This window comes from Terrabacter sp. Ter38 (genome assembly GCF_024519435.1).
Lineage (GTDB): Bacteria > Actinomycetota > Actinomycetes > Actinomycetales > Dermatophilaceae > Terrabacter.
The window spans coordinates 540,784-552,645 of sequence record NZ_JALJRZ010000002.1 but is presented as its reverse complement, the minus strand read 5'-3'; the positions used below and the strand labels follow the sequence as shown (position 1 = coordinate 552,645).

At 70.7% G+C, this 11,862-nt stretch carries 9 protein-coding genes; all 9 read right to left on the bottom strand.

The genetic code is table 11. The annotated features are described in order from the left end of the window. Positions 1-418: 418 nt before the first annotated feature. Positions 419-2,233 (bottom strand): ABC transporter substrate-binding protein, encoded by a 1,815-nt coding sequence (locus tag NR112_RS07335; RefSeq protein WP_256793327.1) that lies wholly within the window; start codon positions 2,231-2,233, stop codon positions 419-421. Positions 2,234-2,351: 118 nt separating this feature from the next. Next, positions 2,352-2,765, bottom strand: a complete 414-nt coding sequence (locus NR112_RS07330) for a hypothetical protein (RefSeq protein ID WP_256793326.1) — start codon at positions 2,763-2,765, stop codon at positions 2,352-2,354. Between the two features lie 81 nt (positions 2,766-2,846). Beyond that, positions 2,847-4,094 (bottom strand): Gfo/Idh/MocA family protein, encoded by a 1,248-nt coding sequence (locus tag NR112_RS07325; RefSeq protein ID WP_256793325.1) that lies wholly within the window; start codon positions 4,092-4,094, stop codon positions 2,847-2,849. Positions 4,095-4,134: 40 nt separating this feature from the next. Beyond that, the gene (locus NR112_RS07320) at positions 4,135-4,998 is read right to left on the bottom strand and encodes a carbohydrate ABC transporter permease (protein WP_256793324.1); all 864 of its coding nucleotides are present in this window, start codon (positions 4,996-4,998) and stop codon (positions 4,135-4,137) included. Continuing rightward, positions 4,991-5,866, bottom strand: a complete 876-nt coding sequence (locus tag NR112_RS07315) for a carbohydrate ABC transporter permease (protein ID WP_256793323.1) — start codon at positions 5,864-5,866, stop codon at positions 4,991-4,993. Before NR112_RS07315 ends, NR112_RS07320 begins: the two co-directional genes overlap by 8 nt. A 167-nt stretch (positions 5,867-6,033) precedes the next feature. Further along, positions 6,034-7,323 (bottom strand): sugar ABC transporter substrate-binding protein, encoded by a 1,290-nt coding sequence (locus tag NR112_RS07310; RefSeq protein WP_256793322.1) that lies wholly within the window; start codon positions 7,321-7,323, stop codon positions 6,034-6,036. A gap of 280 nt (positions 7,324-7,603) precedes the next feature. Continuing rightward, positions 7,604-8,605: a serine hydrolase domain-containing protein gene (locus tag NR112_RS07305; RefSeq protein ID WP_256793321.1), complete on the bottom strand. Its 1,002-nt coding sequence runs from the start codon at positions 8,603-8,605 to the stop codon at positions 7,604-7,606. 12 nt (positions 8,606-8,617) lie between these two features. Further along, a complete protein-coding gene (locus tag NR112_RS07300) occupies positions 8,618-11,020 on the bottom strand; it encodes an excinuclease ABC subunit UvrA (RefSeq protein ID WP_256793320.1) in 2,403 nt (800 codons plus the stop codon). 95 nt (positions 11,021-11,115) lie between these two features. After that, a complete protein-coding gene (locus NR112_RS07295) occupies positions 11,116-11,844 on the bottom strand; it encodes an esterase family protein (RefSeq protein WP_256793319.1) in 729 nt (242 codons plus the stop codon). Between the last annotated feature and the right edge of the window lie 18 nt (positions 11,845-11,862).

The following is an 11,862-nucleotide window of genomic DNA, read 5'->3' as shown; positions in this document are numbered from 1 at the left end:
CCATCAACCACCTCAACGAGGAGACCTCCGGGGCAACCCTTCAAACTTACCCGCCTCGATGCGCTGGTCCAAATCGGCGCCGGCTCCGAGGAGCAGACCCGACCGACCACGCCAGACACGCGGGCTTCCACGTAGATGAGACCGATCGAACGGTCCTTCACTCTGTGGTGCCAACCCCGGGGCCGGCCTACTTCGCGAGCGACGTATCGCTCAGCGGTGGCGTCCGGTGCTCCCTGTCGGGCTGACGAAGAGAACGTTACAGGGCCTCCCCCGAGATCTCATAATCGGGCCGTCGGACCCCCTCCCGGGGCCCTCGACGGAGCGGTCGGGAGACCCTCTCGGACACTCTGGCGAGCCCGCCTGGAGCCCATCGGAGGCCGGCGGGGAGCACCACGAGGAGCGCCACCGAGACGGCCGGTCAGCTGAGCCGGGCGAGGTCGACGGTCCAGACCGGGTTGCCCGGCAGGACCTTGACCCGCTCGCCGCTCGCGAAGCGCGTCGAGGGCTGGAGCAGGGGGACGAACGGGCTGCGCTGATTCATCGCGAGCTGCCATGCGGCATACGCCCCCGCCCGGTTGTCACCCACGGACGAGCGCGCCGCCTCGGTGAGGTCGTCGACGAGCGGGTCGGTGCCGCGCGCCCACCCGGCGCGCGACCCGACGAGCTCGCCCGGCGCGAAGGCGAGGTAGTTCTCGGGATCCGGGTAGTCGGGGTTCCAGCTCCACAGGCTGAACGCCGTGCGTCCGCTGCGGTAGGCGGCGATCGCCTGGGCCGCTGGCGCCGGGTTGAGCTGCACCTTGATGCCGACCTGCGCGAGCTGCGCACGCACGGCCACCGCGAGCGCGCTCGTCGGGATGCCCTGGATGGGCAGGTCGGCGGCATACGACAGCGGGATCGGCTGGCCCCTGTAGCCAGAGCGGCGCAGCGCCGCCTTGGCCGCGGCGAGATCGCGCTGGGGCACGACGGGCAGCGTCACCACCGGCGTGGGTATGCCGTCCGCCCCGGTCGTGAGGATGCCGTCGGGAGTCGCCGTGGTGCCCGAGGAGGACGGTGCCGGCGTGGCGGACGTCGTCGACGTCGTGGGGGTCGGGGTCCCCGTGCCGTCGGTGCCGGTGGTGCCGGTGCCGCCAGTGGGGGCGGGCGCGGGCGCGAGGTCCTCGAGCGCGCCGACGATGCCGGCCGGGATGAGACCCGCCGCGGGCATGGACCCGGGTGCGGCGGCTCTGCCGAGCGCCTCCCGGTCGAGGCCGCGACGCACCGCCTCGGCGAAGTCGGGGTCGGCGGTCCACGGGTTGAGGGCCTTCTCGCGCCCGAGGGCGAGGTAGACGAGCGAGCTCGACCGCATCGTCGTCACCGTGACGGCCGCGAGCTGCGGCCGGCCGGTGGCCGCGTCGGCCTGGCTCGGCGAGAGGTCGAGCACGAGGTCGGCGCCACCGGACCCGATGGCGGCCAGCTGCTGGCGCGCGTCGAGGTTGCGCACGACGATCTCGGGAAAGGCCGGGGTCGCACCCGACCACATCGGGTTGGCCGCGAGCCGCACCTCGGAGGTGCCGCGGACGCTCTCGATGACGTAGGGACCCGAACCCGCCGAGTGCTGCGAGAGGTAGGCACTCGCCTCATCACCGGGTCCGATGGTGCCGCCGTGCGCCTTGACCGCCGTCGCGTTGAGGATACCGAAGGCCGGGTTGGCGAGGATCGCCGGCAGGGCGAAGTTCGAGCCGGGAGAGCTGAGCGTGAAGGTGCGGTCGTCGACCTTGACCGCCGACACGGTGCCGAGGATCGAGCCGGCGGGACCGGACAGCCCTCGCGCGCGCTGGAGCGTGAAGAGGACGTCGTCGGTCGTGACCGGAGTGCCGTCGGAGAAGACGAGGCCCCTTCGCAGCCGCAGCGTGAGCCACCGGCCCTCGGGGGACAGGGTGTACTCGGCCATCCCGGGCACGACCTTCGTCGGGTCGTCGGGGTCGAGCGTCGTCAGTGTCTCGTAGAGCGCGTGCGTCAGCATCGACCCGCTGCGGTCGAACTGTCGCGTCGGGTCGAGCGTCGTGTGGTCGAAGACCGCCCCGACGACGAGCGGCGCGACCGCGGTCGTCGGCGCCGCCGTGGGGGTCGTGCTCGCCGTCGTGCCTCGCGTCGGGGCCGGCGTCGCGGTGCTCGTCGTGCACGCGGCACCCGAGGCCAGCGCGAGTACGCCGAGGGCCGCCACCGCGGTGGGGCGGACGAGACGTCGACGCATGGACTTCCTTCGGGGCACCCGGACCGGAGACCGGACCCGGGACTTCGGCGGGCACGCAGAGCACGGTGGCAGGTGGCACCGACGGCGACCCGGAGCACCCCTGTCCGTGGTCCAAAGTCTAGCCGCCGGAGCCCGCCGCGGCGCCCGCCTGCTCGGCCGCAGGGGCGAGCACGAGATAGGCCTGCGCGAGGAGCACGACCCCGATCGCCACCCACTTGCCCGTGGGGAGCTCGACCCCGTAGCGCCAGCGGTCGATGAGGACGAGCCCGACCTGGAGCATGACGACCCAGCCCATCGTCACGAGGGCCAGCTCGGCGTACTTCAACGACGACGCATACACCCAGAAGAGGACGAGGAAGGCACCCGCGCCGAGCACGAGCGCCCGCGCGCTGCCGTTCTCGGCCCACTCCTTGGCGAGGACCGCCCCGAGCAGGTCGAGCCCCGCGAGGCAGACCATCGCGACCGTCGCGACGACCGGCACGGGCCAGGCCGCGGGCGCCTTGATCAGCGGGAAGACGTCGGTGACGCTCATGGATCGTCCTTCGGGGAACGGGCCCGCTCGACCCACGGACCCCTACGCCTCAGAGGACGCCGGTCACGGCGCTGATACGCCTCAGGCCTGGCCGCCCTCGAACCATGCGACGAGGGTGGGGTCGAGTGCCGGCACGTCGACCGCTCCACCGCCGGTGCGCAGCGAGGTGGTGGCCGAGGCCCCGGCCGCCACGGCCTCACGGGCCGCGACGGGCGAGGTCATCGTCGGGCCGCCGTCACGGGCGAAGCGGACGAACTCCGCGATGAGCAGCGGGTCGGCGCCGCCGTGGCCCGTCGTGTCGGCGGCCGGGATCTCGATGACCTCGTCGGCGTCGTCGCGGTAGGTGTCGGTGCGGCGGGTCCACACCTTGACGAGCGCGCCGGGGCCGTCGCCGAAGTTCTCGAGCCGACCCGACGTGCCGATGACGGTGTAGTTGCGCCAGTAGTCCGGCGTGAAGTGGCACTGCTGGTAGCTGGCGAGCACGCCGCCCTCGAGGACGAGGTTGGCCATCGAGATGTCCTCGATGTCGACCACGGGGTGGAGCTCGCGCTGCGCGGTGGGCGGCCAGTTGTCGAGGGAGTACCAGTCGGCCATCCGCCGGTCGGAGTTGTCGCGGTGGTCGGTGATGTCGCCGTAGACCGCGAGGGCGCCGACCGCGCTGACCCGGCGCGTGTAGGCGCCGGCGAGCCAGTGGATGACGTCGATGTCGTGGGCGCCCTTCTGCAGCAGCAGACCCGTCGTGTTGCGCCGGTCGGCGTGCCAGTCCTTGAAGTAGTAGTCGCCGCCGGCCGAGACGAAGTGCCGGCACCACACCGCCTTGACCTCGCCGATCGTGCCTGCCTCGATGACGTCGCGCATCGCCCGGACCACCGGCATGTGCCGCATGTTGTGCCCGACGTAGAGGCGCGTGCCCGTGCGGTGCGCTGCCTCGAGCACCCGGTCGGCGTCGGCGACGCTGGTCGCGAGCGGCTTCTCGACGAACGTCGGTATGCCGGCCTCGAGCGTGCGCACGGCATGGTCGGCGTGCGCGTGGTCGGGCGTCAGGACGAGCACCGCGTCGATGTCGGCGCGCACGTCGGGAGCGAGCAGGTCGTCGAGACCGTCGACGAGGCGTACGCCGTCGATCCGCTCGGCGGCGTCCGCGCGCCCCCGCTCGGCCGGGTCGCAGACGACCGTGACGCGGCTGCCCTCACCGGGACGGTGGGCGTACCTCGCGAGGCTGGCCCGCAGGCCGAAGCCGATGATGGCGATGCGCAGGTCCGGCTGGTCCGGCTGGTCGGGCTGGTCGGGCTGGTCGGGCTGGTCGGGCTGGTCGGGCTGGTCGGTCATGGGTGGGGGCACCTTCCGGGGTGGTGGTGGTTCGAGGGTCTCAGCCCTTGGAGCCGCTGAACGCGATCCCCTGGATGAACTGCTTCTGGAGCACGACGAAGAGCAGGAGCACCGGCAGCGTCGCGAGGACCGAGCCGGCCATGAGCGTCGTCGTGTCGACGGAGAACTGGCCGATGAGCGAGGCGAGCCCGACCGACAGTGGCATCTTCGACGGGTCGTTGTTGACCACGAGCGGCCACATGAGGTCGTTCCACGACCACAGCACGTCGAGGACGGCCAGCGCGATGAGGCCCGGCTTGGCGAGCGGCAGCATGATCCGGGTGAAGATCTGCCAGTGGTTCGCACCGTCGAGCTTGGCCGCCTCCTCGAGCTCGCGCGGCAGGCTGAGGAAGAACTGGCGCAGCAGGAACGTCCCGAAGGCGCTGAAGAGGCCGGGCACGATGAGCGCCTGGAGCGAGTTGAGCCAGCCGAGGCCCGCGACGATCTCGTACTGCGGCAGCAGGAAGAGCTGGCTCGGGACCATGAGGACCGACAGGAACAGGCCGAAGAGCAGGCTCCGCCCTCGGAACTCGAAGCGGGCGAACGCGTAGCCGGCCATCGAGCAGAGCACGAGCTGGCCGAGCACCCGCCCGAGCGTCTGGATCGTGCTGTTCCAGAACATCTGGCCGAAGGGGAGCGTGTCGAAGACGTCGCCGTAGTTGCTCCACCGGGGCGAGCGGGGGAAGACCGTCGGTGGCACGGTCAGCGTCTCCCCGAGGGTCTTGAGGGAGGTCATGACCTCCCAGAAGAACGGGCCGACCATGACGACCGAGCCGAGGATGAGGACGGCATGGACCCCGAGGTGTCTGCGGCGCAACGGCTTCGGGCGCGGCCGGCGGGGGAGCCCGGTCGTGAGCTCAGACATAGTGGACCCACTTCTTCTGGAGCCGGAACTGCAGGGCGGTCACCGCGACGATGACGACGAGGATGACGAGGGCGATCGCGGCGGCATATCCCTGCTGGTTCTCGACGAAGCCCCGCTGGTAGAACTGCGCGACGATCGTCTCGGTCTGCGGGTAGGCCGGGTTCGTCGGCCCGGTCATGACGAAGATGAGGTCGAACGTCTGCAGCGCGCCGATGACGGCGAGCACCGAGATGAAGAAGACGCTCGGGCTGATCTGCGGGAGCGTGATCGACCAGAACTGTCGGATGCGTCCCGCGCCGTCGAGCGCGGCCGCCTCGTAGAGGTCTTTCGGCACGCCCTGGATCGCGGCGAGGAAGATGACGATCTGCGTGCCCAGGCTGAGCCAGATGCCCACGGCGGCAATGGCATACAGAGCCGTCGCGGGGTTGGAGAGCCAGTTCGTGCCCTCGATGCCGACGAGCCCGAGCAGGGCGTTGATGACGCCGACGTCGCCGTTGTAGAGCGTGCGCCAGATGAGGCCGACCGCGGCCGGCATCGTCACGACGGGCAGGAAGTAGAGGACGCGGTAGATGCGCACCCCGCGCAGGCCCTCGGTGCTGAGCAGCGCCGCGATGACGAGCGCTACGGGGATGCCGAGGAGCGCGACGACCGTGAACTTCACGGTGTTGAGCATGGTCTCCCAGAGCCGCGCGTCGCCGAACAGCTCGCGGTAGTTGGCGAGGCCGACGAACTCCGAGCCGCCGAACGGCCCGGTCTCCGTGAAGGAGATGAGCAACGTGCGCACGACCGGCCAGAGGTAGAAGACGACGAGGCCGAGCAGGGTCGGGAGGATGAAGACCGCCGCCCAGAAGAGGTCGTTGCGTCGCATCCGCGACATGCCTCGACCGGGCTGATGGGATCGACCGGGCCGCCCGGGCCGGCGGCCGGGGGCCGGGGTGTCGCCCCGGCTACCCGACCCCGAGGAGGAGCCGGCCGGCGCGGTCGCGCCGACGGTCCCCGACGCCTGCTCCCTGTCGGTGAGCACGCCCGCCACGATCACTTCTCCTTGGCGAGCGCCGCGTTCATCTGCGTGGCGAGGTCCTTCAGGCCCGTCGCCGCGTCGACCTCGCCGTTCCACACCTTCGTCAGGAGGTCGGTCTGGAGGGTCGTCCACGCCTTGGTGTTCTTCGACGCCGGGTAGGGCACGGCCGTCGCGACCTCGTCGACGTAGGCCTTGAGGTTGAACTGCGGCATCGACTTCACCCATGCCTCCTGGGTGCCCTCGTAGGCGGGGATGACGGCGCCGGCGTCGGCCTGGATCTGCGCGGCGCGCTCACCGCCGAGGAAGCCGACGAACTTCTGCGCGGCGTCCTGGTGCTTCGTCTTGGCGTAGATGACGTTGCCGAGGCCGTGGATGACGGAGACCTGGCCCTTGGGGCCGGCGGGGACCGGCGCGACGTTGACGGCGTCCTTGAGCTCGGGGACGTCGCTGTACTCGACCGCGGCCCACGAGCCGTTCCAGTACATCGCGACCTTGCCGGCCTTGAACATGTCGCCGGGGCTCGTGTCGGTCATCTGCTGCACCGTCGGCGACGCCCCGTCCTTGACGAGCGAGGTCCAGAACTCGATGCCCTGCAGCGCCTCGGGGGAGTCGAAGCCGCTCTTGGTGCCGGCGGCGTCGATGACCTGGCCACCGGCCGACGGGATGGTGTCGTAGAAGCCGGCCTGGTCCTCGACGGGAGCGGCCGCTCCGTAGACGCCCTTGGTCTTGTCGGTGAGTGCCCGGGCTGCGGACTGGAAGTCGGCCCAGGTCCAGGTGTCCTTGGGGTAGGCGAGCTTCTTCGCGTCGAAGAGCGCCTTGTTGTACCAGACGCCGATCGTGTCGAAGTCCTTCGGGATGCCGTACCTCTTGCCGTCGTAGGTGTAGAGGTCGACGAGGGCCTCGGGGTACTTCGCGAGGTCGAGCTTGGCGCGGCTGATCGTCTGGTCGAGGGGCAGCAGCTGCTGGTTGGCGGCGTACAGCTTGACGTTGGGACCGTTCATCCAGAAGACGTCGGGGGCACCGCCGCCGGCCGCGGCCGTCTGCAGGGTCGTGAAGTACTGCTTGAACGGCGTCACCTGGATCTTGACCGTGACGTTCGGGTTCGCGGCGTGGAACTCGTCGGCGATCTTCTGCATGGCCGGCACCTGGTTCTTGTCCCAGATGCCATAGGAGATCGTGACCGGCCCCGACTCGGGCTGGGCGTCAGCCGTGGCGCCGCCGGTGGACTGGCCGCACGCGGCGAGGCCGAGCACGAGCAACGGGGTGAGCGCGGCCGTGGCGGCCAGCGTGGACGTTCTGCGCATTCGCGACTCCTTGGGTGGGGGCCCGCAGCTGGCTGGGGGCCGCTGCGGTCCGGTGCACGTCATCGGGCAGCCCAAGCCTGATCGCTCGTTTGTGCTTGGGCGGGACTACAATCGAGCACATTCGATCACCTGTCAATCCGTAGGGCAGGTCCGGGACCGGCCCGGGACAGGCCTGTGGGGCAGACCGCCGCGGGCCCCTGCGTGCTGCCCGGAGGCATCGCTCACCGCGTCGGGCGTCGCGACTGGAGGTCCGCGATGCGGACGTCTCGAGGTCTGGGCGTCAGCCCGCCAGGACCTCGCGGAGCCGCCGCGCGACCGGCCACGCGACGTCGCTGCGGTTGGCCAGGACCGACCACGTCAGGGCCCGCGACGGCTCGTGCCGGGTCACCGCCGAGGCGCCGGCGTCGTAGCCGCTCAGCACGACCCCGTCACCCGTCCCGTCGAGCCACACGCCGAGGCCGTAGCACCGGCCGTCGTCCATGACGTCGGTGCGCGCGCGCAGCATCTCGGCGACCCATGGCGGGTCGACGATGCGCCCACCGAGGAACGCGTCCCACAACGCGTGGAGGTCGGCCGCCGTCGTGTACAGCCCACCGTCGCCGCTGCCCCGAACCGGAAGGTGCAGCACGTTGGTGCGCAGCCCGTCGGCATCGAGGTAGCCGAGCGCGGCGCGCCCCGGAAGCTCGTCGGAGCGCAGGTATGCCGTGTCGACCATCCCGACGGGAGCGCAGACCCGCGCCTCGACCGCCTCGTGGAAGCCCGTGCCGGTCAGGCGCTCCACGACGAGGGCCAGCACGACGAAGCCGCTGTTGCAGTACGAGAAGCGTTCTCCCGCAGCGAACTTCGCCGGCCGTCCGCGGAGGGCTGGCAGGTAGCCCTCGGTCGTGGCGAACCGGTGCACCGGGAGGGTCATGACGTAGTCGGAGGCATCGAGGTCGGTGTCCTCGTCGAGGTAGTCACCGATGCCCGAACGGTGGGAGAGGAGGTGCTCGATCGTGACGTCACCCCCGATGTCGGGCAGGTCGTCGCCGACGACCGCGCGCACGGGCGTCTCGAGGGCGACGCGACCCTCGGCCACGAGGCTCACGACGGTGAGCGCGGTCAGGCCCTTGCAGACGCTGGCGGTCCCGAACTGCGTGTCGAGGGTGTTGGGCAGGCCGTGGGCACGGTCGGCGAGACCGTGTGCCGAGGCGTGCACGACCTCGCCGCCGCGGTCGACGCGGACGACGCCCGAGAAGCCGTGCTCACGCACGACGTCGGCGACCGCGGCGTCGAGGTCCACGGCGCGCTCCGGTCAGGCTCCGACGTAGGTCGCGAGGTGGTCGCCGGTCAGCGTCGCCCGGTCGGCGACGAGGTCGGCCGGCGTCCCCTCGAAGACGACGGTGCCGCCGTCGTGACCGGCCCCGGGTCCGAGGTCGATGATCCAGTCGGCGTGCGCCATGACGGCCTGGTGGTGCTCGATGACGAGCACCGACTTGCCCGACTCGACGAGCCGGTCGAGCAGGCCGAGGAGGTTCTCGACGTCGGCGAGGTGCAGGCCGGTCGTCGGCTCGTCGAGGACGTAGACGTCGCCCTTCTCGGCCATCTGCGTGGCCAGCTTGAGGCGCTGGCGCTCGCCGCCCGACAACGTCGTGAGGGGCTGCCCGAGGGTGAGGTAACCGAGTCCGACGTCGGCGAGCCGCTCGAGGATCGTGTGCGCGGCGGGCGTGCGGGCCTCGCCGCTGTCGAAGAAGTCGAGCGCCTCGGCCACCGGCATGGCGAGCACGTCCGCGATGTTGCGACCGCCCAGCTCGTACTCGAGCACCGCAGCCTGGAAACGGCGGCCTTCGCACTCCTCGCACGTCGACTCGACGGTCGCCATGACGCCGAGCTCGGTGTAGATGACCCCGGCGCCGTTGCAGGCGGGGCAGGCCCCCTCGGAGTTCGAGCTGAAGAGTGCGGGCTTGACGCCGTTGGCCTTGGCGAAGGCCTTGCGGATCGGCTCCAGCAGCCCGGTGTAGGTCGCGGGGTTGCTCCGGCGCGAGCCGCGGATGGCGCCCTGGTCGACGACGACGACACCGTCGCGCTTGGCGACGGAGCCGTGGATGAGCGAGCTCTTGCCCGACCCGGCGACCCCGGTGATGACGCAGAGCACTCCGAGCGGGATGTCGACGTCGACGTCGCGCAGGTTGTGGGTCGACGCGCCCCGGACCTCGAGCGCCCCGGCCGCCGTGCGCAGCGAGTCCTTGAGGCGGACCCGGTCGTCGAGGTGGTGGCCCGTCGTCGTGTCGCTCTTGCGCAGTCCCTCGACGGTGCCCTCGAAGACGACCTCACCGCCGGCGGTGCCGGCGCCCGGACCGAGGTCGACGACGTGGTCGGCGATGGCGATCGTCTCGGGCTTGTGCTCGACGACGAGGACGGTGTTGCCCTTGTCGCGCAGCTGGAGGAGCAGCTGGTTCATCCGCGCGATGTCGTGCGGGTGCAGCCCGATCGTCGGCTCGTCGAACACATAGGTGACGTCGGTGAGCGACGAGCCGAGGTGACGGATCATCTTGGTGCGCTGGGCCTCACCACCGGACAGCGTGCCGGCGGGTCGGTCGAGCGACAGGTAGCCGAGCCCGATCTCGGCGAAGGAGTCGAGCAGGTGCTGCAGCCCCCGCAGGAGCGGTGCGACCGACGGGTCATCGACGTCGCGGAGCCACTCGGCGAGGTCGCTGATCTGCATCGTGCACAGCTCGGCGATGTTCTTGCCCTTGATCTTCGAGCTCAGCGCCTCCTGCGACAGGCGCGTGCCCTTGCACTCCGGGCAGGTCGTGAACGTGACCGCCCGCTCGACGAAGCGCCGCACGTGCGGCTGCATCGCGTCGAGGTCCTTGGACAGCATGGACTTCTGCACCTTCGACAGGACGCCCTCGTAGGTGAGGTTGACGCCCTCGACCTTGATCTTCTCGGGCTGGCCGTAGAGCAGCTTCTGGAGCTGGCGCTCGGTGAACGTCCCGACCGGCTTGTCCATGGGCAGCCCAGCGCCGCTGAAGACGCGGCCGTACCAGCCGTCCATGCTGTAGCCCGGGACGAGGAGCGCACCCTCGGAGAGCGACTTGCTCTCGTCGTAGATCGCGGTGAGGTCGAAGTCGTTGACCGACCCCATTCCCTCGCAGCGAGCGCACATGCCGCCCTGGTAGACGGCCTCGCGGACGATCGAGGTCTCCTGGCGGTTGCCCTTGTCGGTCTTCATGACGCCACTCGCGACCCGTGTCGGGACGTTGAAGGCGAAGGCGGTGGGCGGCCCGATGTGAGGGGTCCCGATGCGGGAGAAGAGGATCCGCAGCATCGCGTTGGCGTCGGTCGCGGTGCCGACCGTCGAACGCGGGTTGGCCCCCATCCGCTCCTGGTCGACGATGATCGCCGTCGTCAGGCCGTCGAGGTAGTCGACGTCAGGGCGGGCGAGCGACGGCATGAAGCCCTGGACGAACGCGCTGTACGTCTCGTTGATCATCCGCTGCGACTCGGCGGCGATGGTCGCGAAGACGAGTGAGCTCTTGCCCGAGCCGGAGACGCCGGTGAACGCCGTGAGCCGACGCTTGGGCAGGTCGAGGCTGACGTCCTTGAGGTTGTTCTCGCGCGCACCCTGCACTCGGATCATGTCGTGGACGTCGGCCGGGTGGGACCCACCGGAGGGACGCGACGTGGTCTTCGCAGCGGTGCTCTTGGACTCCATGCGACGTACGCTACGGCCCCGCGCCCACCCCGGGCCTCCCGATTCCCGACGACATCATGTGACCGAGCGGCACCCGGCCCAGAGGGCGTACGCCGTCAGGGGAGGAGGTCGTCGAGGTAGAGCGGGAGCATCGCCCACCACGTCGGCCAGTCGTGGTCGTAGCCCGTGCCCCAGTCGTCGACGCGGTTGGGGATGCCCTTGCTGCCGAGGACGTGCGCGACGGTCCGGGACTCGCCGACGTCCTCCCAGCGGCCGCTGCCCGAGGCGAGCACGATCATCCGCGTTCGGAGCACGTCGAGCGCCGGACCCTCGAGACCGGGCAGGAAGCGCAGCGGCGAGCTGAAGTAGAGGTCGTCGTTGACGTGGCCGCCGAGGAACTGCTCGATGGCGTACGTGCCGCTCATGCACACCGCCGACTGCACGAGCTCGGGGTAGCGGCACGTGACGGCGAGGGCGTTGAAGGCGCCGATCGAGGCGCCCGCGACGGTGACCGGCATCGGCTGGCCTCCGAGGTCGGAGTGGATCGCCGGGATGACCTCGCGGGCGATCGCCTCGTGGAAGCCGTTGAAGAGGGCGAGCTGGTGGTCCGGCGTGCCGCGTCCCTCGGCCAGGGCGCGCCCCGCGACGCTGTCGACGGAGTAGACCTTCGCGCGGCCGGCCGCGATGAGCGGCTCGAGGTGCGCGATCATCTTGTGACGCTCGACCTCCTCGGCATCACCGCCTGCGGTCGGGAAGAGCAGCACGGGCGCGCCGTAGGTGCCCCACCTTGCGACGCTGATGTCCTGGCCCAGACGGTCGGAGTACCACCTGTCGGTGACCTTCATGGGTGACCTGCCTTCTCA

Bases quoted from the DNA above. Each gene is read 5' to 3' on its own strand.
- NR112_RS07335 (WP_256793327.1), bottom strand. From the start codon at position 2,233: ATGCGTCGACGTCTCGTCCGCCCCACCGCGGTGGCGGCCCTCGGCGTA.
- NR112_RS07330 (WP_256793326.1), bottom strand. From the start codon at position 2,765: ATGAGCGTCACCGACGTCTTCCCGCTGATCAAGGCGCCCGCGGCCTGG.
- NR112_RS07310 (WP_256793322.1), bottom strand. From the start codon at position 7,323: ATGCGCAGAACGTCCACGCTGGCCGCCACGGCCGCGCTCACCCCGTTG.
- NR112_RS07325 (WP_256793325.1), bottom strand. From the start codon at position 4,094: ATGACCGACCAGCCCGACCAGCCCGACCAGCCCGACCAGCCCGACCAG.
- NR112_RS07315 (WP_256793323.1), bottom strand. From the start codon at position 5,866: ATGCGACGCAACGACCTCTTCTGGGCGGCGGTCTTCATCCTCCCGACC.
- NR112_RS07300 (WP_256793320.1), bottom strand. From the start codon at position 11,020: ATGGAGTCCAAGAGCACCGCTGCGAAGACCACGTCGCGTCCCTCCGGT.
- NR112_RS07320 (WP_256793324.1), bottom strand. From the start codon at position 4,998: ATGTCTGAGCTCACGACCGGGCTCCCCCGCCGGCCGCGCCCGAAGCCG.
- NR112_RS07295 (WP_256793319.1), bottom strand. From the start codon at position 11,844: ATGAAGGTCACCGACAGGTGGTACTCCGACCGTCTGGGCCAGGACATC.